Here is a 24,373-nt window from a genome sequence, read left to right as displayed (position 1 = left end):
GCATATCTGTGTACCTGTCAGACGAAGTGACCAGGCGGTATCGCGAGGAGGGATACTTCCTCCACGAAGGCCTCTTCACCCCGGAAGAGCTCGCCGCGCTCCGCGACGAGGCCCAGGCCGAGTTCGGGCGGCCGGGGCCGCATCGCACCCTGGAGAGCGACTCCGGGAAGGTCCGGGCGGTGCACGGCGTGCACCGGACGAACGACGTGTTCCACCGGCTCGTCCGGGATCCCCGGCTGATGCAGGCCGCGAGTGAACTGCTCGGCGACGACGTCTACATCCACCAGTTCAAAATCAACGCGAAGCACGGTCTCGGTGGCGGGATCTGGGAGTGGCACCAGGATTTCCTGTTCTGGCAGCGGGAAGACGGTATGCCTGCCCCGGAAGCGCTGAGCGCGGTGTTGTTCCTCGACCCGGTGACGGAGTTCAACGGACCGCTCTATCTGGTGCCCGGTTCGCACCGTGAACTGCTGCCGGTCACCTTCGACGAGGAGGAGAACTGGGCGTCGACGCTGGCCGCCTCGCTGAAGTACCGGATAGCGCCCGACGCGCTCAGCGAATGCATGCTGCGCAACGGCATGGTCGCGCCCCATGGCGATCCGGGCACCGTGTTGTTCTTCCACGGCCAGATGCTGCACGGCTCGCCGCCCAACATGTCCGCGATCAGCCGCCGCCTGGTGATCATCACCTTCAACGCGGTGCGCAACGTGCCGCATTCGGTGGACCAGACCCGCCCCGAATTCCTCGCCGAACGGGACAGCACCCCGCTGGTACCCGGTGCCACCGACGAACTGCTGCGAGCCAGGGTGACCGCCGCTTCGGGGGAACAGCCGTAACGGCGTCGCACAACACGGTCGCGCCTGCCGGATCGAGGTTCGTGGAATAGAGTGAACCCCGGGATATCCGAATGGAAAGGCATCGTGCATGACGAGTCGGTTCGAATGGTTGACCATCGACAGCGTGGACCCGCGGCGGCTGGCGGATTTCTGGTGCGGCGTTCTGGGTTACGTCGTTTATGAGGACAAGAACGGCGCCGTGGTCGAGATCGGGCCCGATCCGGAGGAGCCGGACGAACAGCGGTTGGCCGCGTTGCGTGGCGGGCCCGCTGTGCCGAGTATGGCCTTCGTCCGTGTTCCCGAGACCAAGACCGTCGCCAAGAACCGGCTGCACCTCGAGATCTGCCCGATCGACAGTGACCAGCAGACCGAACTGGACCGGTTGCTCGCGCTCGGCGCGGCCAAGACGGACGTGGGACAGGGAGAAGGCCGGTCCTGGGTGGTACTGGCCGACCCGGAAGGAAACGAGTTCTGCCTGGCACGCAGCCTCGCGCCAGGGGAATTCGACCTGTAGCCCGGAATCGCCGGGAACGCTGTCCGGGCGGGCCTCTCGGACAGCGCGTTCGATCCGCTGTCTTCGGGTAGTGCTGGGGAAAGGACGCGGAGATGTCGAACCGTCAGACGGGGGATGGCGGATTTCATTATTCCGAAGAGTGGGTTCCGGTCGATTCACTGCTTCCCGCGGATTCGCCGAGGCTGGCCGGTGAGAGCGCGGAACACATCCGGGTGCTGGCCTTGTCGGAGGCGGTGTTGCCGCCGATAGTCGTGCAGTTGACGACCAGGCGCGTGATCGACGGAATGCACCGGTTGCGAGCGGCCAAGCTGCGTGGCCGCACCGAGATCCTGGTCCGGTTCTACGACGGTGACGACGACGACGCCTTCGTCATCGCGGTGGAGACGAACATCGCGCACGGACTGCCGTTGTCGCAGGCCGATCGCACCGCGGCGTCGGCGCGGATCATCCACACCCGTCCGCAGTGGTCGGATCGGAAAGTCGCTTCGGTCACCGGTCTTTCGGCGACGACGGTCGGCGCCATCCGGCGGCGTTCGGCAGAAGGGACCGGACAGGCGAAGGCGTCGACCCGGATCGGCCGGGACGGCAAGTCCCGTCCACTCGACGCCACCAAAGGCAGGCTGCTGGCGGGTGACCTGTTGAAGCGGCGGCCGGAGGCGCCGATCCGCGAGATCGCCGCGGCGGCGGGGGTCTCCCCGGCCACGGCCTTGGACGTTCGCCGCAGGCTCCGCAACGGTGAACACCCGCTTCCCCAGCGGCAACGAGCGGTTCGTCCGGCGCGGGCCGGTTCCCCCGGCCAGGAGGCCGATGTTCCGCAGGGCCTGGACTGGCGGGCGGCACTCCTGGAACTGGGCAAGGATCCGTCGCTCCGGTTCACCGACGGGGGGCGTGCGCTGCTGCGCTGGCTGGACGCGCACACGGCCGGTATGGAGGAGTGGAAGCAGCACATCGACAACCTCCCGCCGCACTCCCTGCGGACCGTTGCGAAGCTGGCGCAGCAGAACAGCGTTGCCTGGCAAGAGGTTCTTGAGTACCTTGAAGACAGGATATCGTGATATTCGTCAACGTTATCCGGAGTTCGGCTGGGGAGCCGATTGTCGTCGGCTGATGTTCAACTGAAGGATCCGGGCAGTTGAATACCGCCCGGAGACACACCGTATATGCCGGTGGCACGCCGACGAACCTGATCACTGCATCCGTTCGAATGAGGGGGCCACCGTGATGCGGGTCAATGTACTTGTCAGTTCACCGATTTATCTCGCTGATCTCGTCCAGGCACTGACGAATTCCGGAATCAAGGTCGCCCCGTCGGAATCCCTGACCGACAGCGAGATCCTCTGGTCCGCCGACGCGGTCCTTGTCGACGCGGACATGCTGCGGTCGGACCGGGATCTGTTGCACATCGCCGAAATGGCCCAGGTCACCGCGGTACTCGTACTCGCCGACAGTGCGACGGCGGCTGATCGCGAGGCGTATCTCGAGGCCGGGGCCGCCGGCGTGATCAGCAAGCACGACTCGATCGGACACCTCGTCTCCGTGGTCTGGGCGGTCACTTCCGGACCCGGACGCGACCTCGTCGATTATCGTGACGTCGAGATACCGGCGGCCCGGGAACAGGCCGACCCGGTGGAGCACACCCTCTCCGAGCGCGAACAACAGGTGCTGTTCCAGATCTCGCGAGGCCTGACCCACGGCCAGATCGCGACCCGGCTGGGGATCAGCCCGCACACCGTGGACACCTACGTCAAACGCATCCGGGCGAAGCTCGGCGTGGGCAACAAGGCCGAACTCACCAGAGCCGCCCTGCTGCGCGGGGCGACAGCATCGGGCGTCCCCACCCCGGGGTGAGCCTCAATGTCAGGAACTTAAGGTTGGTGGCGCGGGCGTGTTTCTGACGTGTTTTACCCTGGTCGGACAGGCACTCAGGAGGGCGCGGCAGAACCGGGACGGGTCGCCCGCGGTGGAGTGGACATGGTCTCGCGGTCGGCTCGGTTGTCTCTCGTGTGACGATTCGTTGGTTCGCGCCGTACGTTCGTGCTCAGGTTCCGGTGTCGTGTCACGCTGTTCGGTGTACTGTGCGCCCAGTCGCCATCACGTGTCGCGAAAGCCACTTTCGGGACATCAGACGTCCCGAAAGTGGCTTTCGCGACACGTCAGGTCCGGCGCTGTTGGCGGATTCGGGTCCTGACGGGACCGCGAGCGGTAAATAGGTGGGGTTCATTCAGCGGTGGGTGACCAGATTCCAGTACCAATTTACGGAGCGAGTTTCTGGCGCAGCACACTGGTGCATGAAGGCCTCTTTCCTTGCGCCAGGCGCAAGGAAAGAGGCCTTGACACACGAGAAAACCTGGATAAACGATGGCAAATCAGACAATTCGACCTAATGGGCGTCCTTTGTGGACAGTCTGATTACCTCAGGCGCTGTCCCCAAGTCCCCACCCTGGGGTGAGGCTTTCAGCCGAGGTCGCTCCCGATCACGTCGAGCACGTGCCGTAAGCCTTTGTCGTCGAGGAAATGCCCGGTCTCGAGGACGTCCAGGTCGAAGGTCGCGGACGTCTCCGCGCGCCACGGCGCCATCAGCGCAGGCGACGCCTCGAAGTCGTCACGTCCGGCGAACGCGTGAATAGGGACATCCAGCGCCGCCGACGGGCCATACGCGTGGGTGCCGAGAACCGTCAGATCGGCACGCAGCGCGGGCAGCAACGCCATGAGCAGATCGTCGTCGTCGAGCACCTCCGGCGGTGTGCCACCCAGTTCCCGCATGTAGGCGACAAGCTGTTCGTCGGTTTCGTTCCAGCCACGCACCACTTCCTCCAGCACCGGACCCGAACTGCTTGACACGTAAAGCTTTCGTGGCATCGGGAGGCACCGGTCACGCAGTGCGTGCGCCAGTGCCCAGGAAACCCGGGCGCCCATACTGGCGCCGTAGCAGGCGAAAGGGTGGTCGAGCACCGGTTTGAGCACCTCGACGAGCCGGTCGACGAGCGCGGTCATGCTGGTGTAGGGCGCCTCCCCGAACCGGTCCGCGCGGCCGGGAAGCTGTACGGCGACCGGTTCGACGGAGTACGGCAGCAAGCGCCGCCAGTCCCGGAACATCGCCGCATTGCCGCCGGCGTAGTGGAAGCACAGCAACCTGATCCTGGCATCCTCGCGCTGGCCCATGCCCTTGAGCCAGCGGCGCTCGTCCACGCTCAGTCCCTGCCGCCGAGTCCACCGGACAACACGCGCAGCAGCTCGGGTGGCGCGTCCATGAACCTGTGGTGTTTGCCGGGCAGCAGCTCGAAAGTCGTTTCACCGCAGGCCGTCCACCCACCCATGGTGTCGTGGCGGATCTCGACGTCCTCGGTCCAGCCGATCGTGGTGACCGGGCACTCGAGCCGGAACGGATCGGGCATCACATACCGCTTGTTGGTCTCCACGTCCTCACGCAGCACTTCGACGTAAAACGAGATGAGGTCCGGGTTCGGCTCGGACCCGAGCTCCCGGCTCAGCGTGTTCAGCTCCTCGGCGAGTTCGTCGTCGTCCATCTCCAGGAAGCGGCCGAACGGGCCGTCCTGGGGTGCCACCTGGGACGAGATGTACACCGTGGCGGGCTGGGGGAGCCCCGCCCTGGTGATCTCCGAGGACACCTCATAGGCGGCGAGCGCCGAACCGCAGTGTCCGAAGAAGGCGTAAGGCAGATCGAAGTACGGCTCGAGCCCGGCGGTCATCAGCTTCGCCAGCTCTTGGTAGGTCTCGAAGTTGGGCTCGGCCAGCCGGGTCTCGTGACCGGGCAGCTCCACCGGCAGTAGGTCGACCCCCTCGTACTGGCGCGGCCAGTTCCGGTACATGCTGGCGCCGCAGCCGGAGTAGGGGATCAGGAACACCCTGCCGGTGGCTTCGGCCGACGGTTCGCGTGGCAGCCACTTGTTTCGTCGTTTGCGCATCGGTGGCACTCCAGAGGTCAACGTGTCCTGGCGGCGATGGGCAGGTGCTTGTAGCCGGAGATGAAGTTCGAGCGCAGCCGCGAGCGTTCGCCCGCGGACTCGAATCCGGTGAACCGGGTGAGCAGCTCGTCGAACACGATCCGGAGCGTGACCCGGGCGACGTTGTGCCCGACGCAGTAATGCGGCCCCAGGCCGAACGAGACATGCCGGTTGGGCCTGCGCCGCAACTGGAAGGTCATCGCGTCCGGGAAAGCCTCCTCGTCCCGGTTGACCGCGCCGAACCAGACCGCGACGGCTTCGCCCGCCTTGATCTTCGTGCCGCGGATCTCGGTGTCCTCGACGGCGTAGCGCATGAAGTGGCTGACCGGCGAAGCGAGCCGCATCGCCTCTTCCGTCGCCGTCGGCGTGACACTCAGATCGGCGGCCCACTCATCGAGCAGGCCGTCCTCCATATGCTCGGCGAGCACGTAGGTCGGCGAGTGCGGGGTGGTGACGGCGGCGCCGAGCAACACGCTGTAGCAGTTGGACATCACCGCGCCCGGCGACATGGGGCGCTCGTCGACCTCGGTCCCGATCAGCACACTGATCAGGTCGTCACCGAGGTTCTTGCGCCGCTCGTGGAAGATGTCCTGGAAGTAGGCGAACAGTTCGCGGTGCGCGTTGTCCAGCGTGGCCTGGGTTCCGCCGGGGAGCAGGTAGTCGGGATCCTCGGGGGCGCTCGACGCGGTGAGCAGCCGCACGAGCTCCGGCCAGTCCTGCCGAGGCAGCCCCATCGCCGTTCCGCCGACCGCCACCGGGAGGGCCAGCATCGCCTCGGCGAAGTCGAAGGTCCCGCCGTCGGCGAGCGGTTCGAGTGCTTCGACCACGTGCTCACGGATCATCTCGTGCTGGCGCTCGATCGGTTTGATCGCCAGCGCCTTCTGCAGGGACGCGCGCATGGTCGTGTGCCGCGGCGGATCGGTCGCCGGCAGTTGCCTGCCGCCCGCCGGGTCCTGTATGCCGAGCATGCACAGCATCGTGCCCCGTTCCGAGGTGAACGTCTCGGCGTCACGAAGGACGAGGTGCGCGTCTTCGAACTTGACCACGGACCAGAAGCCCCGCCGGTCGTCCACCTGTTTCCAGCTGAGCCCGTCCAGACCGCGAAGACCCTCCCAGACCGACTGGTAGTCCCCGTCGCTGTAGAGCACCGGATCGTCGACGGCCGTGGCGGCCCCGCTCACCGGACATCCGGGGGCCGGGTGCTGGTCCATCGTCTGGTCATCGAACTGTCGCATCAGCCGTCGCCTCCAAAGGATCCGTCGCGTCGTCACCGAGTTGCTTGCGCAGCTCCTCGGCGAGTTCGGCGATGGTCGGCCGCAGGTACAGGGTACGGGCGGGCAAACTGACCTCGAACTCCTCTTGGAGCCCCGCGAGCAGTTCGGCGGCCAGCAGTGAATGCCCGTCCAGGTCGAAGAAGTTGTCGTGGATCCCGACCGGCTCGACCATCAGCGCGTCACTCCAGATCTCGGCGAGCCGTTGCTCGATGGGATCCGTCGGCGGCACGTAGTCGTCGGGCACGTTGCGCGGGACCTTCGCGCGCGGCAGGACCGATCGGTTCACCTTGCCGTTGCCGTTCAACGGGATGTCGGGCAGCACGATGACCGCCCACGGCACGAGATGGGGCGGCAGTGTTTCCCGGAGCCGCTCACGAAGGGTGATGCCGAAAGCGTTCCAGTCGTCCTGGGGCATCTGCCCGACCGCGACATAGGCGATCAGCCGGGCGTCGCCCGCTCCGTCGATGTGCGCGAGCGCGGCGGCCTGTTCGACGCCGGGTTGTCCCAGCAGCTCCATCTCCACGGTGCTGGGCTCGACACGGTAGCCGCGGATCCTGATCTGGCGATCCCCCCGGCCGAGGAAGTCGAGCGTGCCGTCGTCGGCCCAGCGCACGAGATCCCCGGTCCGGTACATCCGGCCTCCCGGCCGGGCCGGGTCCAGATCCGCCACGAACTTCTCCGCCGTGGCACCGGGTCTGTTCAGATATCCGGTGGCGACCCCGTCGCCGCCGACCCAGAGCTCACCGACGTCGCCGCGGGCCACCGGCCGCATCGCGTCGTCGAGGACCGCGACCGTGGTGCCGTCGATCGGCACCCCGATGGGCACGCGGGGAGCGTCGCCGCTGTCCAGGGTCGTCCAGCACGTGGTGAAGGTGGTGTTCTCGGTGGGGCCGTATCCGTTGGTGAAGACGAGATGCGGGTACGCGGCGAGTACGCGTTGTACGTGTGACGGCGACAGGACATCGCCGCCGGAAAGGAGGTGCCGCACCCCGGCGAGGCTGTCGAGCTGATGGGTGACGATCTTGTGGAACAGTCCGGAAGTCAGCCACAGCACGGAGATCTTCTCCGCGCGGATCAGGTCGGCGATCTCGGCCAGGTCGGCGAAGCCGGGCGGGGCGAGCGCGAGCCGGTTGCCGTTGACCAGCGGCATCCAGATCTCGAACGTCGAGACGTCGAAGCCGACCCTGGTCATCTGCAGGAACACGTCGTCGTCCCGGACGTCGATCCAGGACGGGTCGTCGAGCAGCCGGTGGATCGCGCGGTGGGAGACCACGACACCCTTCGGCTCACCGGTGGATCCCGAGGTATAGCAGACGTAGGCGGGCGTGTCGGGCACGACCTCCGGCGCGTGAACCGGTTCCGGTTGCCCGGTGAGGACATCCTCGTACCGCAACACGATCGGGACGTCGGGCGCCTGCTCCCGGGTGGCTTCCGTGATCACGGCGAACCGCGTCCGCGCGTCCCGCACGAGCCGGGCTCGCTGCTCGGCCAGTTCGGCCGGATCGAGATACAGGTACGCGCCGCCCGCTTTGAGCACCGCCGTGAGGGTGACGATCAGTTCCGGCGACCGCTCGAGTACGACCGCGACCACTGCTCCACCTTGGACTCCGGCGCCGCGGATACGTTGCGCCAGTTCATCCGAGGCGGTGTCGAGCTGGTGGTAGGTCAGCGTTCGCCCGCGGTAGGAGACCGCGATCGCGTCCGGTGTCCTGGCGGCCTGGTCCGCCACCATTTCATGAACGCACGGCCGCGTGGTCGAGGGCTGTTCGATGCTCATGGGTGATTCCATCGTTCCTGACTCTTGCGACGTCGGACGGCGAAGGGGTGCGGTCACTGGTTGGACGCCGTGACGGCGCCGCGCCGCGCACTGCGCGGCCGCAGATCGGTCCAGTTCTGTTCGATGTAGTCGAGGCACGCCTGGCGGGAGTCCTCACGGTGGGCGGTCGTCCAGCCGGACGGCACGGCCAGTGTCGCGGGCCAGAGTGAGTACTGCTCTTCGTCGTTGACAAGCACCGAGAAGTTCCCGTCGGGATCGTCGAACAGGTTCATGCCGCCGGCTCCTTGCCTGGAAACGCGAGTCGAAAATTCGCCCCGTAAGTCTGTGTAATGACAGAGGTGGCGTCAGGTGAGGGGTACGGCAAAGGTGGCGTCTTACGTGCTCGCTCGGGTGCTGATCTGGGTGTCGCGAAAGCCACTTTCGGGACATCTGGTGTCCCGAAAGTGGCTTTCGCGACATGCTCGGTGCGCGTGGTGTGGTCACGAAGCGACACCTTTGCCTCACCTCTCAAGAAAACCCGAGTCGCCACTCACGACCTCACTTCCGGTGCACGACACTGGAAACCCAGTGGTGGTGAGCGCGAGGGAATCGCGGCTGTACGGGGAAACCACGCCGTGACGGTGACAGTACCCACGCGGCGCGCGCCGTCCCTGTCCCTCGTTCCTGTGACACCACGGCGATCTTGGCCGCCGGTAGGTTGGCCGTGTCCCCGGCCGCGGAAGGTGAACTGCTGATGGTCGACTTCGAGGTACGCCCGAACCGGCAGCCCGTGCCGGAGGCGAAGCGGAAGGCGATTCTGGCCTCGCCGGGGTTCGGCAAAACCTTCACCGATCACATGGTCACGCTGCGCTGGTCGGCCGAACGCGGCTGGCACGACGGACGCCTCGAGCCCTATGGGCCGTTCATGCTCGACCCCGCGACGTCGGTGTTCCACTATGCCCAGGAATGCTTCGAGGGCATGAAGGCCTACCGTCAGGCCAATGGTGTGATCGCGTTGTTCCGCCCGGACGCGAACGCGGCCAGGTTCACCAGATCGGCCGAGCGGATGGCGATGCCCGAGCTGCCGGAGGAGCTCTTCGTCCGCGCGCTGGAACTGCTCGTCAGTCAGGACAGCGACTGGGTACCGGACGCTGTGGGCACCAGTCTCTACCTGCGCCCGTTCATGATCGCCACGCAGCGGACCCTGGGTTTCACCCTGCCGTCGGACAGTTACCTGTTCTGCGTGATCGCCTCACCGGCGACCGCCGCGTTCGGTGCAGGCGACGTGCCGAGGCCGCTCAACGTGTGGCTGTCGGAGGATTACACCCGCGCCGCGCCCGGCGGAACCGGGGCCGCCAAGGCAGGCGGGAACTACGGGGGGACGTTCAAGGCCACGCGGCAGGCGGTGGGCAACGGATGCGATCAGGTGGTGTGGCTGGACGCGGCCGAGCACACCTGGGTCGAGGAAATGGGTGGGATGAACCTGTTCTTCGTCTACGCGCCCGACGGCGACGGCAGGCCGCGAATCGTGACCCCGCCACTGACCGGGACCCTGCTGCCAGGGGTGACCCGCGACTCGCTGCTGGCGTTGGCGCCCGAGCTCGGCATCGCGACCGGGGAAAGCCGCATCTCGGTCGGCCAATGGCGGCGGCAGTGCGCCTCCGGTGAACTGACCGAGGTGTTCGCGTGCGGTACGGCAGCGGTGATAGCGCCGGTGGGGATGGTCAAGAGTGTGTCGGGGGAATGGCAGATCGGCGACCGCAGACCGGGCCCGGTGACGCTGCGCCTGCGCGAGGAACTGCTGGGAATCCAGCACGGTCATCGACCCGATCCCTTTTCCTGGACGCACAAGGTGTGCTGACGGCAACGGCAGGTGGTGTCATCCGCTCGCGTTCGACTGAAGGATCCGGACAGTTGAACGCGAGTGTCTCGGGGAGAAACTTCGATGCTGTGAGGTACTGCTGTGAGGAATGATTCACCGCCGAACACGCCCAACGCGGAACTGGGTGCCGAGGGCAACCCGTACGACCTCATCGGCGTGGGTTTCGGGCCGTCGAACCTCGCCCTCGCCATCGCGGCCGAAGAGCTCGACAGCGAACGGAGCTGTCTCTTCTTCGAGCGCAGCTCCCGGCTTCGGTGGCACCCCGGGATGTTGATCGATGGCTCACGCATGCAGATCTCGTTCCTGAAGGACCTGGTCTCACTGCGCAACCTGGCCAGCCGGTACACCTTCTTGCAGTACACCAAGGCCAAGGGCCGACTCGAGCAGTTCGTGAACCTGAACGACTTCCGGCCGACCAGACTGGAGTACCAGGACTACCTGGAATGGGTGGCGGAATCGTTCTCCGATCAGGTCCGCTACAACTCGGAGGTCACCAGGGTGACGCCGATCCGGCGGGCAGGTGAGGACGCGCACCGGTTGTTCCGGGTGGAGGCGCGTGATGTCGCTACCGGGCAGACGACCATCCGCTACGCGGCCAACGTCGTGCACGCCGCCGGTGGACGGCCCCGGCTGCCCGCCGGCGGTGTCTGCGCCGGCCCGGCCGTGGTGCACTCCAGCGATTTCCTCCCGCGTTTCCCCGACCATTTCGCCGACCGGTCGCGTCCTTACGAATTCGGCGTCGCCGGCGACGGCCAGAGCGCCGGTGAGATCGCGGCGTATCTGCTGAGCCGGTATCCCGCGAGCCGCGTGCACCTCCTGCATTCCGGCTATGCGCTGCGGGCGGCCGACAGCAACCCGTTCGTCAACGAGCAGTTCTTCGAAGGCAAGGCGAACTCCTTCCACGCCAGGACGAAACCGGACCGGGCAGAGCTGCGGGCGGAGCTGCGCAACACCAACTACGGCGTGGTGGAGCCCGGCTTCCTCGACGACCTCTACCGGCTGGTGTACGACGACGAGGTCCGCGGTACCCGCAGGCTGATCGTCCACCCTGGCACCAAGGTCACCGCCGTCGGTGCGGACGGCACCGCCCTGCGGGTCGCGGTCACCGATCGGCACGGCGGGGACGAGGAGATTCAGTGTGACGGGGTGGTGCTGGCCACCGGGTACCTCCGCGCGCTGGACGAGTCGATCTTCGCGGATCTGAGGCCGTTCCTGCGGGAAGAGTCCGGAGATCTCGTGCTGTCACCGGAGTACCGGGTGCGCACCACCGCGGAACTGGAAGGCGGCTTCTACGTCCAGGGCTACGGCGAGCCTTCGTTCGGTCTCGGCGACACCCTGTTGTCCCTGTTGCCGTTCCGTGCCAAACAGATCTTCACCGACATCTGCAAGCAGACCCCGCCGCCGGTGCGGACCCGACGGCCGGTCGAGGTGTCCAGGGCCTCGGCGTATCCGCCGCCGCACTACGTCGAAACCGATCCGGAGAAGATCTACGCGGTGATGGAGCGGTTCAACTTCGCCACCCTGATCTCCGCCCGGGGCGCGGAGGACCCGGTGGTGACGCACATACCGATGACGCTCGATCGGGCGCGCGGCGAGCACGGAGTCCTTTTCGGACACCTGGACCGGGCCAATCCGCACGTGCAGCTCATCGACGGCCACCAGCTGACCGTGCTGTTCCACGGGCCGAACGCCTACCTGCCCCCGCAGGTTTTCGAAACCAGCTTGCTCCCCACGTGGAACTCGATGAACGTGCACGTGCGGGGCCGTGGCCGCCTGCTTCCCGATCGGGCCGCGCTGCTGGCCGGGCTCTCCGGTATCTGCGAGAAATCCGACCCCGGTGAAAATTCCTATCGGCTGGACCTCGACGATCCGCGCATTGACCGGATGATCGAGCATATAGTAGGTTTCGAAATAGAGATCCATGAATTGGTCGGCCGGTTCAAGCTGTCCCAGGAACTCGATGACCAGAACAGAAGGCTGGCCGCCTCCGTGCTGTCGGCCACAGCGCAGCGCGGTGAACTCGAACTGATCGAGGAAATCGTCGGGCTGAATGTCGTCCAGGGATGACAATGCGAAAAGAACAGACCTCACGAAACCTCGATCGCGCATTCGTGGGCTCGGTGCTGAGTGCCGCGAAATCCGGGAAGGGCGCTGTCCTGCTGTACGAGGGAGCGCCGCAGACCGGGAAGACGTGGGTGCTCGGCGAAGTCCTCGGGCTCGCGGCGGACGCCGGATTCGCGACCGCCCGGCTCGGCGCGGACGAGCACCCGGCCACGCGCGCGGAGCTGACCGCCGTGGCGATCGACGACGTGCATCGCGCCTCGCCCGGCTTCGCGCGAGAACTGCTGGCCATGGTCACCGCCGAGACACGAACGGTCTGGGTGCTGGCCCGTGAGTCCGGCGCGGGCTGCCCCGAGGTCGAGCGGCTTTGCCAGGTGCTCGGCGACACGAGGTCGGAGCTCGTCCCGTGGACGGAGGACGAGACCGCCGGTTATCTCACCGACCGGCTGCACGCCGCGCCGGATCTCGCGCTGACCCGGCTGGCCAACACCGCCGGCGGAAACCCGGCCCTGCTCGAAGCGCTCGTCGACGGTTTGTCGCACGAGGGTTTCGTCGAGGTCGGCGACGGGTGCGCGCGACTGGCCAAGCCCGGTCTGCCCGAAAGCGTGCTGTCCGCGGTACGTGACCGCGTCCTGCGGTTGTGCGGCGAGCAACTGGCTCGTGACGCGCTCGTCGAGCTCACCCGGGCCGCCCTTCCCGCCGGTGTCGCCCGTGAGCCGCGGGAGACGATGGCCCGCGCGACCAAGGCGTGGTATTCAGGAGAGCTGTCCCGCGGATTACGACTGGCGTATCAGGCGATTTCCGAGAGCGCCGTCAACGAGGCACCCGCCGAGGTGGAGATCGCGGCCGCCGTCGTGCTCGCCGACGCGTCCCGGTTCGAAGAGTGCGACGCGATACTGGCCGCGGTCCGTGACCGGACGCGGTGGACCGGGCAGACCCGATGGGAAGCCCCGTGGGCAGCGGCCAAGGCTCGTCGCCTGGCGAAGGCCGGGCGGCTGAGCGACGCCGTCGCGGTGGTGAACAGCCATGACAGCGCGGAGTTGTCCTCGCCCGAGCTGGCGGTGCTCGCACTGGCCGCGCTTCGTGATGGCGACATCGCGAAGTCGGCACGGTACGTGCGCCGGTGCAAGCTGATCGAGGGCGATCCGGCGGAGTACGGCTCGGTCGTCCTGCAACTCGCCGAAGCCCAGTACGGCCCTGAGCACGCGTTGTCGCTGGTCAAGGAGATGTACGGGACGGGACGGCGGCTGCGGGAGTTGCTCGTGCACGAGCCGTCGGTGGCCGCGCTGATCGTGCGGGTCGCCCTGTGCGGCGACGACCTCCCCACCGCGCGGTGGGTCTGCGGACTGATCGGTGAGCTGGCGGAGGACGACCTGCCTGCCTTCCGGGCGGCCGACCTGCACGCGCACGGATTGTCGCGGCGGGATACCGGCCTCCTGTCCCAGGCGCGGCTGCTCTACGCGGACAGCTGGTCGCGTGCCAGGGTGGTCGAAGACATCGCCGACATCGCGCCCGCCGACGCGAGTCCGCGAACGGTGAATGCGCTTCAGGAGGCGCTTTCGCTGTATTCGGAGGCGGCCGCGGCACGCGACTTCGCCAGGGTTCGAAGCAGGCTGCGTTCGGTCGGCGTCTACGACACTTATGCGCGTTTCAGCGGAATTCCCGGGGTGACGTTCAGGGATCTGACGGACAAACAGGAAAGCATTGTCCGGCTGGTCGCCGACGGTCTGACGAATCACCAGATCGCGAACCAGGTATTCGTCACCACGCATACGGTCAACTTTCATCTCAGGAAGATCTTTCGCAAGATCGGCGTGAATTCGCGGGTGGAATTGGCCGCGTTGTACAAGTCTTGGGCAAGTTCGGAATTGCCGCGTTCGGGTTGACGGCCTAGCGGGTCAGTGCGTTGTGCGACGATCTAAGGAGTGCGGTCTTGTCTCGTACCGATCAGCCGGATGCCGGAGTCGTCCGCGCGGCGTATGCCGTCCGGACCGGGAATCTCATCACCGACTTCTACGACGAGGTACGGGAACTGTCGGCCGCGACATGGCCGGCACCGACGCGGGACGATCCGGCGCGGTTCAGTGTGGGCGGGGCGTTACCCGACCTGACACCGGCGGTCCGCGAGTACTTCGCGGCGGCCGAGGTCTCCTGGCACGAGATGGGCAGCTACCGCGGCCACGAGCTGATGCTGCTCAACCTCGCCCGCAACCCGGGGACCAACACGACGAAAACCTTCGCCTCGTTACTGATCGTCGCACGGGCCGCGGAGTTCGTCCGGCAGTACGGCGAACCCGTGGTGATCTTCTCGCCGACTTCGGCGAACAAGGGAACCGCGCTGCGGGACGCGCTGGCGCGAGCCGTGTCGTGCGGGCTGGTCCAGCCGGACCAGCTGCGGGTGATCGTCCTCGCGCCCGCGGCGAATATCGCCAAGTTGCGTACCGACGCCTTGTCCGCGGACCCTCGGCTGGCGGAACTGAACCCCTTGCTGACCTACGACGATCCCGTCGCGGAGAACGTCAAGGTGCTCGGCCGTCGCTTCGTCGAGGAGTACGCCGAAACGTTGCTGCGGCAGCACGGCCGCCACCTCTGGTACTCCCTCGACCTGGACAACTACCTGGTCGCCGACGTCGGCCGCGCGTTGTTCGAACACGCCGTCGCGCCCGTCGACAAGGCCGACCGGCAGCGTACCCACGCGCACGCGGTGTCGAGTGCTTTCGGTCTGCTCGGCTACCACCTCGGGCGTGACCGGCTGGAACGTGGCGGGCAGTCGGATCCGATGCGACGCCCGCACAGCCTGCTCGTCCAGCATCTCGGGACGCCGGACATGGTGTTGCACCTGCGGCACGGCGACTTCGACCGCGACCGCGTCCCGCGGTACCGGCTCGATCCGGCGACCGGGCAGCACGAGCAGCGGTCCGACTCGCGTTTTCCCTACCGTACGGGCGATCCCGGCGAGGTGCTCGATCCGACCTTCTACACGCGACGGCCGGCGACGGCGAACCGGATGACCGACATCATCAAGCGGCACGGGGGAGACGGAATCGTCGTGTCCGAGCTGGAATGCCGGCAGCGGTACGCGGAGCTGAGCCCGCTGCTCGCCGACGCCGGTTTCCCCGTACCGGCCGATCCGGCCGCGGTGCGCGAGTGGTCGCTCATGATGGCGCTCACCGGTGTCCTCAACGGAATCGACCGAGGCCTTGTCGATTCCGCGCACGACGTGGTCGTGCACGGCTCGGGCTGGTACACCGACGAAGACATGAAGCCGCTGACCGAGCGAGGGGTGACGCCGGTGTCCTCGGCGGAGGAGGTCTTCAAGTACGTCTCCGCCGGGAGCGGGCCTTGCTGATCCGGCGCTCGCTCGTCGCGCGGCCGGTGTTCGCCTGGCGTACCGGCACCCGGCCGGCGTTGGTGCGGACCAGATTGGCGTTCGACGACGCGCGCCTGCGCCGTGCGACGTACATCCGGTCCACCATCGGCGATTCACTCACCCTCGGCTACGCCGGTCTGCCCGAGGGCGTCAGCCATGTCGTGCCGTTCCTGGAGGAACAGGCCGCCGGTGGTGGCGCGATCCACCGGGAAACGCGAACGGTGCGGTGGGCGGAGGCACTGGCGCCGTCCGGCGTCGACCTGATGGCCATCGGCGCCCCGGCCGCCCGGCTCCGGCCGCTGAGGTCGGCCAACGACCTGCTGCTTCCGTTCCGCATCGAGCTCGTCGTGCCGGTCGTGCCGGACGCCGGGGCCATGCGGGCCCGGATGTCGAGGAAGGAGCGTCAGCGAGTCGCGCGACAGCGGCGTGACCTCGGCTGGACCCTCGAACACGCCACCGCCACCGAGGATTTCGAGTGGTTCTACGAACACGTGCACCTGCCGACGATGCGTGAGCGGCACGGTCCCGCGGCACGCAGCCTGGAGCGTGAGATCGCGTTCCAGTGCGTCTTTCGCCGGGGTTTCCTGTTCTTCCTCACCGAAGGACCCGAACGTATCGCGGGGATGCTGTGCCTGGTCAACCGGCGGACCCGCACACTCACCCTGCGGTTGGCCGGAGTGACGCACGGAGCCCGGTCGCACTACGGCACGGGCGCGTTCGCGGCGTTGTACGCGCTGATCCTGGAATGGGCGGCCACCAACGGCATCCGAGCGGTCAACCTGTCCGGCTGCGAGCCGTTCCTGAGCAAGGGCATCTTCCAGTTCAAGCGCAAGCTGCATCCGCGGGTGGCCCTGCCTGCCGACCACTTCGGCGGCAAACGGCTGTTGCTGCGAGTGCTCCGGGACACCCCGCCGGTACGTGACCTTCTGGTGGCCAATCCGGTCGTCGCCGAGACTCCCGACGGCGCGCTGGAAGCCGTGTACTTCCACGACGAGCAACGCCCGGCCCGGCTGGACCTCCGGTGGGAGGGCACCGGCCTGCGCGCCGCGCGGCTGTCCCACCTGGACGCGTTCCTGCGGGACACCGCGGACAGGAGGACACCATTCGCATCGGCGTGACGATCCTGCCCGCGGCCCGCTGGCGGGAGGCGCGGCAGTCCTGGAAAATGGTCGACGAACTGGGTTTCGCGCACGCCTGGACCCTCGACCACATCGCGTGGCGCGATCTGGTCGGGCAACGGTGGTACTCCGCGATGCCGACACTCGCCGCGGCCGCGCAATGTACCCGGCGGATTCGGCTCGGCACGCTGGTCGCGTCCCCGAACTTCCGGCACCCGGTGCCCTTCGCCAAGGAAGCGCTCACCCTGTCCGACCTTTCGGACGACCGGTTCGTGCTCGGAATCGGCGCGGGAGCGACCGGCGCCGACGCGGAGGTGCTGGGCGAGGCGCCGTGGTCGCCCGCCGAGCGCCGGGACCGTTTCTCGGAGTTCGTCGAGGTCGTCGACCAGCTCTTGCGGCAGCCGTGTTCGGACTACGCGGGCCGGTTCTACTCCGCGCGCAACGCGTGGATCGACCCGGACGGCGGCGCGCGCGCCAGGATTCCGGTGATGATAGCCGGAAGCGGTCCCACCGGGATGCGGTTGGCGGCTCGTTACGGGGACGGCTGGGTGACCAACGGTGTGGCCGCGCGCCGGGGACGCGTGGCCCCGGCGGTGACGCCCGAGCTGGCCCGCGAGCAGATCGGCGCCGTCCGGCGGATGTGCGTCGAGGAGGGCCGTGATCCCGCGACGCTGAAGGTGTTTCTGCTGAACGTCAATCGGGCGCAGGCACCGTTCTCCTCGGCCGCCGCGTTCGCCGACGAGGCAGGCCGGTACGCGGAGATCGGGGTGACCGACCTGATCGTGCCGTTTCCGAGAAGCGAGCCGCCGTACGAAGGAGATCTGCGTGTGCTGGAACAGGTCGCAGCGGATGTGCTGCCCATGGTGGCGGGGGACTGACTGATGTGCGGAATCGCCGGTTGGGTGGACTTCACCCGCGATCTGTCGGCGGAGGGCGCCTGCCTCGGTGAGATGACCGTCGGGCTGGCGCCTCGCGGCCCGGACGACGAGGGGGTGTGGCTGTCGCGCCATGCCGCCGTCGGTCACCGCAGACTCGCGGTCATCGACATCGCCGGTGGCAAGCAGCCGATGGTCACCACCCGGTCACCCGGTGGCGGGCAGATCGTGCTGACCTACAGCGGCGAGATCTACAACTTCCGGGAGCTGCGCGCCGAGCTCGTCGCGCGCGGGCACCGGATGCGCACACAGTCCGACACCGAAGTGGTCCTGCGCTCCTATGTGGAGTGGGGCGCCGCGGCGGTCGAGCGCATGGTGGGGATATTCGCCTTCGCCGTCTGGGACACCGACCGGCGTCAGCTGCTGTTGGTTCGCGACAGGCTTGGCGTGAAACCGTTGTACTACCACCGTTACGCGGGCGGCCTGCTGTTCGGGTCCGAGCCGAAGGCGATCCTCGCCAACCCGCTGTTCACCGCCAGGATGAGCGAACAGTCGCTGCCGATGCTGTTCAACGCCCGGCTCACGCCGTCGGGCGCGACGCCGTTGCTGGGGCTGGCCGAAGTACGGCCGGGACACGTTCTGAGGTTCACTCCCGGCGAGTTCGCCGAGTCGAGGTACTGGGCGTTGCGCGGCGAGGAGCACACCGACGACCTCGACAAGACGGTGTCGACCGTGCGTGAGCTGGTCGAGCGGATCGTCGCCGAGCAACTGGTCTCCGACGTGCCGCTTGGCACGTTGCTCTCCGGCGGTCTTGACTCGTCCGTGGTGGCCGCACTGGCCGCGGAGACACTGCGGGAGAACGGTTCCGGGCCGTTGTCGACGTACTCGGTCGATTTCGCCGGTGCCGAGTCGGACTTCCGGCCGACCGCGCTGCGCCCCGACCGGGACAGCCCGTACGCCAAGCTGACCGCCGCGCATATCGGCGCCGACCACCACGAGGTGATCGTCGACGACGAGCGCATGCTGTCCGCCCTCCCGATCGCCAGGCACGCGCGCGACCTGCCGAGTCTCGGGCAGTTCGACGCGTCGATGCTGGAGCTGTTCCGTTCGGTCCGTGAGACGTCGACCGTCGCGTTGTCCGGTGAGGCGGCGGACGAGGTGTTCGGCGGCTACCCGTGGTTCCGCCACCCGGACGCGGTCTGGGCGGACACGTTTCCCTGGATGGGGGACGGCGTACGGCTGACCGACTTCGTCGCGTCGGACGTCCGCGCCCGGATCGAACCGTGGGAACAGGAACAGGACCTCTACCGGACGCTGCTGGCCGAAGTGCCCGGCCTGCCAGGGGAAACCAAGCTGAACGCGCGGATGCGTGAGGTCCTGTACCTGAGCATGCAGGCCCCGCTCAGCCTGTTGCTGGACCGCAAGGACCGGATGAGCATGGCGGTGGGCCTCGAGGTGCGGGTGCCGTACTGCGATCATCGGCTGATCGAGTACGTCTGGAACGTCCCGTGGGAGATGAAGATCGCGGACGGCAGGGAGAAGAGCCTGCTCCGGCTGGCGTTCGGCGATCGGCTGCCGCCCGCGGTTCTCGACCGGCCCAAGAGCGGTTATCCGGCGTCGTTCTCTCCGGGTTATGCCGCGCAAGTGATCTCCGGTGTCCGCGCGCTGGCGGGCGACCCGGCCTCCCCGCTGGCCGGAGTGCTTGACGGGCAACGGATCGAGGACATGATCTCCGCCGCGGACCGGCCGACGATGACGCACGCCAACCATGCCCACATCTTGATCCCGTTGCTGGAAGTCGATCTGTGGATGCGCGAGCTGGGAGTGACCCTGTGCTGACGGCACTGAAGGGGGAAACCGATGTCCGAGCGTGGTGACTTCGCCGGTGCGCAGTCCGGGACGGACCCGCGAACCGATCTCGTCCGGTCGATCTTCGCCGAAGTGCTCGGCGAACCGTGGGTGGCCGCGGACGACGACTTCTTCGAGCTCGGCGGTCAGTCGATGCTGGCATCCCGCCTGCTGAGCCAGTTGCAGGCGGCGTTCGGCGCGCAGATCACCCCGCGGGAGTTCTTCACCGCGCCGACGCCTGCCGGCGTGGCGAGCAGGCTCGACACGTACCGGACGAGCCGCCCGCCCATCGAGCGGAAGGACCGCCCCGCGCGGGTCCCGTTGTCGTTCGCGCAGCAGCGCCAGTGGTTCCTCAACCAGGTCGCCGGTGGCGGGGCCGGGTACAACACCCCGCTGGCCTTGTGGCTGTCGGGTGAGCTGGACGTCGAGGCGGTCCGCCAGGCGGTGTGCGATGTGATCGCCCGGCACGAGCCGCTCCGGACGATCTTCCCGGCGGAGGCGGGAACGCCGAGGCAGGAGGTCCTCGACGTCCCGGACGCGGCCACGGCGGTGAAGGTGATCGACGTCGAGCCGGACAAGGCGCAAGAGACGGTCCGGCGGTACGCGTCCGAAGGTTTCGACCTGACCGAGGACGCACCTCTGCGGACCTACCTGTTCGTCCTCGGTCCCGACGAGCACGTGCTTTTGCTGGCGCTGCACCACATCGCCGTCGACGGCTGGTCGTTCGAACCACTGCGGCGTGACCTGTCCACCGCCTACCAGGCCAGACTGACCGGCAGCGCGCCACAATGGCCGGAACTGCCGGTGCAGTACGCGGATTACGCTCAGTGGCAACGGGAACTGGCCGACCGTGACGAGGATTCCCTGCTGGCCGAACAGCTGGACTACTGGCGGACAGCGCTCAAGGGCACGCCAGGGCAGCTCACCCTGCCGACCGACCGCTCCCGCCCGGCCGTCGCCGGCTACGACGGCGGCCGGGTGCGCCTGCACCTCGGCACCGAACTGCACCAGCGGCTCACCGGCCTCGCCAGGGAGCATCAGGCCACGCTGTTCATGGTCATCCAGGCGGGCCTCTGCGCCTTGTTGACCAGGTTGGGCGCAGGCACCGACGTGCCGATCGGCGCGCCCATCGCCGGCCGCACCGACGCGGCGCTGGACGACCTCGTCGGATTCTTCGTCAACACGCTCGTCCTGCGCACCGGCACGGCGGGCGACCCGGACTTCCACGAGCTGATCGAGCGGGTCCGGACGACCGACCTCGCCGCGTTCGACGCCGCCGACGTGCCGTTCGAACACGTCGTCGAAGCGGTCAACCCGGTTCGTTCCCTCGGCGTGCACCCGCTTTTCCAGGTGCTGTTCCTGGTGGACGCGAACGTCGAGCCCGCGCTGGACGCGCCGGGCCTCACGTCCCGATTCGAGGCGGTCGACATCGGGACGTCCCGGTTCGAATTATCGTTCAACTTCAAGGAAAAGCTGTCCGCCGACGGTGCGCCGTGCGGGGTGGACGGCCTGGTCGAGTACACCACCGACGTGTACGACCACGGCACGGTCGAGGCCATGGCGGAGCAGCTGTGCCTGGTGCTGGACCAGGCCGCCGGTGATCCCGGGCTGCCGATGTCACGATACGAACTGCTGTCCGCGCCCGGCAGGCACCGGGTGGTGACCGAGTGGAACGACTCTGCCAGGGCCTTGCCCGCCACCGACCTCGCCACGTTGCTGGAGAACCAAGCCGAGCGGACACCGTCGGCGGTCGCCGTCGTCACGGACACGGTCAGCGTCACCTACGCCGAACTGCACGCCAGGGCCAACCAAGTGGCCAGGGAACTGACAAGGCGAGGCGCCGGGCCCGAGCGGGTCGTCGCGGTGGTGCTGGACCGCTCCGTGGAACTCCTGGTCGCGATGCTGGCCACCGTCAAGGTGGGCGCGGCCTATCTCCCGGTGGATCCGGACTTTCCCGACGACCGGGTCGGCTTCATGATCGCCGACGCCGCACCCTCGGTCGTGGTGACGACCGTCGAGCACGCACAACGGGTACCCGGTGCCCTGGTCCTCGACGACCCCGAGGACGTGGCGCGGATCGACCGGCTGCCCGCGACGAAATTGACCGGGGACGAGCGGCGTAGCGGGGGAGCGGCCGCTGCCGCCTACGTGATCTACACCTCCGGTTCGACAGGGATGCCCAAGGGTGTCGTGATGCCCGCGGCCGGGCTGTTCAACATGGTGTGCTGGCAGGCGGACGGCGGTTCGGGGTACCCGGGTGGGGTCACCGCCCATCTGGCGAGTGTCGGATTCGACATGTCGTTGCAGGAGACGCTCGCGACGCTCGCCTGCGGTGGCACGGTGGCGATCCCCGAGCCGGACCTCCGCACCGATCCGGCGCGGCTGGTGCACTGGATCGACCGGCACCGGGTGCGCATGATCATGGCGCCGACGTTGATGCTCGACGGTATCTGCTCGGCCGCCGTCGCCGAGGGCACCGAGTTGCCGACGTTGACCGACATCGTGCAGGCGGGATCGGCGCTGACACTGGGCGATGAGCTTCGATCCCTGCTGGCCGCCCGGCCGGGCCGCCGGCTGATCAACCAGTACGGGCCGACGGAGACGCATTGCGCGCTCTCGTTCCCCGTGCCCGGCGAGGTCGCCGCGAGCGGCCGGACCACGACCGTCCCGCTCGGCCGTCCAGTGTGGAATCACCGGGTCTACGTGCTGGACGAGACAGCGCGCCCGGTCCCGCCCGGTGTGCTCGGCGAGGTGTACATCGCGGGCGCGGGGGTGGCCCGTGGCTATCTGGCCAAGCCCGGTCTCACCGCGACGCGGTTCCTTCCGGATCCGTTCGGCGCACCCGGCGAGCGGATGTACCGGACCGGTGATCTGGCCAGGTGGAACGGCGACGGCACGGTGGCGTTCGCCGGCCGGGCCGACCACCAGGTGAAGATCCGGGGCTACCGGGTGGAGCCAGGGGAGATCGAAACGATCCTGCACGAGCACGCCGGGGTGGCACAGGCCGCCGTGACCGCGATCGAAGTGGCGCCGGGAGACCTCCGGCTCGTGGCGTACGTGGTGGGCACCGGGGCCGTCCGGCTCGACGTCGCCGAGCTGCGGCGGCATGTGTCGGGGACCCTGCCCTCCTTCATGGTCCCGGCCTCGTTCGTCGTACTGGACCGGTTGCCGGAGAACGCCAACGGGAAAGTGGACCTCGCCGCGCTGCCCGCTCCACAGTGGACGGTGACCGGCCGGGCACCGCGCACTCCGCAGGAAGAACTGCTGTGCCGGCTGGTCGCCGAGGTGCTGGGGCTCGCCGAAGTCGGTGTGGACGACGGGTTCTTCGACCTCGGCGGCCACTCGCTGCTGGCCGCCAAGCTGGCGGGCCGGGTGCGTTCGGTGTTCGGCGTGGACCTGCCGGTGCGGGTGGTCTTCGACCGGCAGACGGTCGCGGGCATCGCCAAGGCCATCGACGGACCGGCGTCCAGCAGACTGCCGGTCAGGGTGATGCGCCGACCGGCCCGGGTGCCGTTGTCCTTCGCGCAGCAACGGTTGTGGTTCGTCGAGCAGCTGGCGACACGGACGGATGACGGTTCGGCGTACCACCTGCCGTCGGTGTTCTCGCTGACCGGCGAGGTGGACGTGGACGCGTTGCAGACGGCGATCGGTGACGTGATCGCCAGGCACGAAAGCCTGCGAACGGTGTTCCCGTTGTCCGGTGACGAGCCGTACCAGCGAGTGCTCGACCCCGAACCGTTCCGTCTGACCACAGTGGACTGTCCGGAGCCCGGCGTACCCGACGCCGTGGCGGCCGAAGTCGACCGCCCGTTCGACCTCGAGCACAAGCCGCCGTTGCGCGCCAAGCTCTTCCGGCTCGCCCCCGACCGGCACGTGCTGCTGATCTGCCTGCACCACATCGCCACCGACGGCTGGTCGATGCGGCCGCTGTTGCGGGATCTGTCCACCGCGTACACCGCCAGGCGGGCGGGCGGCGCCCCGGACTGGGCGCCGTTGCCTGTCCAGTACGCGGACTACACGCTGTGGCAACGGGAAAGTCTCCACACCGACGGGACAGGTATCGCGGAGCAGCTGCGGTACTGGACCGGACAGCTGGCCGGTCTGCCCGAACAACTGGAGCTTCCGGTGGATCGGCCCCGGCCGGCCGTACGCAGCCAGCGTGGCCGGACGATCTACTTCGGACTCGACGCCGATCTGCACGACGGCCTCACCCGGCTTGCCGGAACCGGGGGCGCCAGCTTGTTCATGACCTTGCAGGTGATGCTGGCCGGTTTGCTCACCCGGCTGGGCGCGGGCACGGACATCCCGATCGGCGCGGCGATCGCGGGCCGCAACGACGACGCGTTCAGCGACCTCGTCGGCTTCTTCGTCAACAACCTGGTGCTCCGCACCGACACCAGCGGCAACCCGACCTTCACCGAACTAGTGGCGCGGGTGCGGGAAACCGACCTGGCCGCCTACGCCAACCAGGACGTGCCGTTCGAGCGACTGGTCGAGGTGCTCAATCCGGCGCGATCGCTGAGCCACAACCCGTTGTTCCAAGTGTCACTGGTCCTGCAGAACGCGGGTGAGGCCACGCTGGAGTTCCCCGGTGTGGAGGTGACCGAGCACCAGGCCGGGCTGCGCAACGCCAAATTCGATCTGCTGTTCGCGTTCACCGAGCGGCGTGACGCCGGCGGCCGTCCGCAAGGCATCGACGCGCTGGTCGAGTACGCCACCGACATCTTCGACGAGGAAACAGTCACGTCCCTGACCCAGCGGCTGGTCCAGGTGGTGCGTGCCGCGGTCGCTGATCCCGGTTCGCGCCTGGGCGCCGTCGATATACTGCTCCCTGGTGAGCGCGAGAAACTGCTCGCCATGTGGTCGGGCTGATG

Annotated in this window: 17 protein-coding genes; 12 read left to right on the top strand and 5 right to left on the bottom strand. The window is 67.9% G+C overall.

What is annotated here, in order from left to right:
* Positions 1-8: 8 nt before the first annotated feature.
* The 4 genes from ACLARN_RS23350 (at position 9) to ACLARN_RS23335 (ending at position 3,198) form a co-directional block, all read left to right on the top strand.
* Positions 9-836, top strand: a complete 828-nt coding sequence (locus ACLARN_RS23350; RefSeq protein WP_409493580.1) for a phytanoyl-CoA dioxygenase family protein — start codon at positions 9-11, stop codon at positions 834-836.
* Positions 837-924: 88 nt separating this feature from the next.
* Positions 925-1,350 (top strand): VOC family protein, encoded by a 426-nt coding sequence (locus ACLARN_RS23345; protein WP_409493579.1) that lies wholly within the window; start codon positions 925-927, stop codon positions 1,348-1,350.
* Between the two features lie 92 nt (positions 1,351-1,442).
* A complete protein-coding gene (locus ACLARN_RS23340) occupies positions 1,443-2,405 on the top strand; it encodes a ParB/RepB/Spo0J family partition protein (protein ID WP_409493578.1) in 963 nt (320 codons plus the stop codon).
* Between the two features lie 166 nt (positions 2,406-2,571).
* On the top strand, positions 2,572-3,198 hold the full coding sequence (locus ACLARN_RS23335; RefSeq protein ID WP_409493577.1) for a helix-turn-helix transcriptional regulator: 627 nt from the start codon (positions 2,572-2,574) through the stop codon (positions 3,196-3,198).
* Between the two features lie 606 nt (positions 3,199-3,804).
* On the opposite strand, the gene ACLARN_RS23330 is transcribed toward ACLARN_RS23335, so the two are convergent.
* The 5 genes from ACLARN_RS23330 to ACLARN_RS23310 are packed head-to-tail and all read right to left on the bottom strand — an operon-like array spanning position 3,805 to position 8,638.
* Positions 3,805-4,539 (bottom strand): thioesterase II family protein, encoded by a 735-nt coding sequence (locus ACLARN_RS23330; RefSeq protein ID WP_409493576.1) that lies wholly within the window; start codon positions 4,537-4,539, stop codon positions 3,805-3,807.
* A gap of 2 nt (positions 4,540-4,541) precedes the next feature.
* Positions 4,542-5,276, bottom strand: coding sequence for a thioesterase II family protein (locus tag ACLARN_RS23325; protein WP_409493575.1), 735 nt, complete (start codon positions 5,274-5,276; stop codon positions 4,542-4,544).
* Between the two features lie 17 nt (positions 5,277-5,293).
* On the bottom strand, positions 5,294-6,550 hold the full coding sequence (locus tag ACLARN_RS23320) for a cytochrome P450 (RefSeq protein WP_409493574.1): 1,257 nt from the start codon (positions 6,548-6,550) through the stop codon (positions 5,294-5,296).
* Positions 6,534-8,366, bottom strand: a complete 1,833-nt coding sequence (locus ACLARN_RS23315; protein WP_409493573.1) for an amino acid adenylation domain-containing protein — start codon at positions 8,364-8,366, stop codon at positions 6,534-6,536. Before ACLARN_RS23315 ends, ACLARN_RS23320 begins: the two co-directional genes overlap by 17 nt.
* 53 nt (positions 8,367-8,419) lie before the next feature.
* A complete protein-coding gene (locus ACLARN_RS23310; protein WP_409493572.1) occupies positions 8,420-8,638 on the bottom strand; it encodes an MbtH family protein in 219 nt (72 codons plus the stop codon).
* Positions 8,639-9,099: 461 nt separating this feature from the next.
* Between ACLARN_RS23310 and ACLARN_RS23305 the strand changes: the two genes are divergently transcribed.
* The 8 genes from ACLARN_RS23305 (at position 9,100) to ACLARN_RS23270 (ending at position 24,371) form a co-directional block, all read left to right on the top strand.
* Positions 9,100-10,206 (top strand): branched-chain amino acid aminotransferase, encoded by a 1,107-nt coding sequence (locus tag ACLARN_RS23305; protein WP_409493627.1) that lies wholly within the window; start codon positions 9,100-9,102, stop codon positions 10,204-10,206.
* A gap of 102 nt (positions 10,207-10,308) precedes the next feature.
* The gene (locus ACLARN_RS23300) at positions 10,309-12,294 is read left to right on the top strand and encodes a SidA/IucD/PvdA family monooxygenase (RefSeq protein ID WP_409493571.1); all 1,986 of its coding nucleotides are present in this window, start codon (positions 10,309-10,311) and stop codon (positions 12,292-12,294) included.
* A gap of 2 nt (positions 12,295-12,296) precedes the next feature.
* Complete coding sequence (locus ACLARN_RS23295) at positions 12,297-14,174, top strand: helix-turn-helix transcriptional regulator (protein ID WP_409493570.1); 1,878 nt, start codon at positions 12,297-12,299, stop codon at positions 14,172-14,174.
* A 47-nt stretch (positions 14,175-14,221) separates the two neighbouring features.
* A complete protein-coding gene (locus ACLARN_RS23290) occupies positions 14,222-15,637 on the top strand; it encodes a DUF6002 family protein (RefSeq protein WP_409493569.1) in 1,416 nt (471 codons plus the stop codon).
* A complete protein-coding gene (locus ACLARN_RS23285; protein ID WP_409493568.1) occupies positions 15,631-16,776 on the top strand; it encodes a hypothetical protein in 1,146 nt (381 codons plus the stop codon). Before ACLARN_RS23290 ends, ACLARN_RS23285 begins: the two co-directional genes overlap by 7 nt.
* Entirely contained in the window at positions 16,773-17,654 is an 882-nt protein-coding gene (locus ACLARN_RS23280) for an LLM class flavin-dependent oxidoreductase (protein ID WP_409493567.1), read from the top strand. The genes ACLARN_RS23285 and ACLARN_RS23280 overlap by 4 nt, the downstream gene beginning before the upstream one ends.
* A gap of 3 nt (positions 17,655-17,657) precedes the next feature.
* Complete coding sequence (gene asnB, locus ACLARN_RS23275) at positions 17,658-19,490, top strand: asparagine synthase (glutamine-hydrolyzing) (protein ID WP_409493566.1); 1,833 nt, start codon at positions 17,658-17,660, stop codon at positions 19,488-19,490.
* Positions 19,491-19,511: 21 nt separating this feature from the next.
* Positions 19,512-24,371, top strand: a complete 4,860-nt coding sequence (locus ACLARN_RS23270; protein ID WP_409493565.1) for an amino acid adenylation domain-containing protein — start codon at positions 19,512-19,514, stop codon at positions 24,369-24,371.
* Positions 24,372-24,373: the final 2 nt, after the last annotated feature.

The sequence above is a fragment of the Amycolatopsis sp. cmx-11-12 genome, assembly GCF_046269425.1.
Taxonomy (GTDB): Bacteria; Actinomycetota; Actinomycetes; order Mycobacteriales; family Pseudonocardiaceae; genus Amycolatopsis.
The sequence above is the reverse complement of the archived record's forward strand: the minus strand, read 5'-3'. Positions and strand labels throughout refer to the sequence as shown.

Bases quoted from the DNA above. Each gene is read 5' to 3' on its own strand.
- ACLARN_RS23345 (WP_409493579.1), top strand. From the start codon at position 925: ATGACGAGTCGGTTCGAATGGTTGACCATCGACAGCGTGGACCCGCGG.
- ACLARN_RS23340 (WP_409493578.1), top strand. From the start codon at position 1,443: ATGTCGAACCGTCAGACGGGGGATGGCGGATTTCATTATTCCGAAGAG.
- ACLARN_RS23335 (WP_409493577.1), top strand. From the start codon at position 2,572: ATGCGGGTCAATGTACTTGTCAGTTCACCGATTTATCTCGCTGATCTC.
- ACLARN_RS23325 (WP_409493575.1), bottom strand. From the start codon at position 5,276: ATGCGCAAACGACGAAACAAGTGGCTGCCACGCGAACCGTCGGCCGAA.
- ACLARN_RS23320 (WP_409493574.1), bottom strand. From the start codon at position 6,550: ATGCGACAGTTCGATGACCAGACGATGGACCAGCACCCGGCCCCCGGA.
- ACLARN_RS23315 (WP_409493573.1), bottom strand. From the start codon at position 8,366: ATGAGCATCGAACAGCCCTCGACCACGCGGCCGTGCGTTCATGAAATG.
- ACLARN_RS23310 (WP_409493572.1), bottom strand. From the start codon at position 8,638: ATGAACCTGTTCGACGATCCCGACGGGAACTTCTCGGTGCTTGTCAAC.
- ACLARN_RS23305 (WP_409493627.1), top strand. From the start codon at position 9,100: ATGGTCGACTTCGAGGTACGCCCGAACCGGCAGCCCGTGCCGGAGGCG.
- ACLARN_RS23295 (WP_409493570.1), top strand. From the start codon at position 12,297: ATGCGAAAAGAACAGACCTCACGAAACCTCGATCGCGCATTCGTGGGC.
- asnB (WP_409493566.1), top strand. From the start codon at position 17,658: ATGTGCGGAATCGCCGGTTGGGTGGACTTCACCCGCGATCTGTCGGCG.
- ACLARN_RS23270 (WP_409493565.1), top strand. From the start codon at position 19,512: ATGTCCGAGCGTGGTGACTTCGCCGGTGCGCAGTCCGGGACGGACCCG.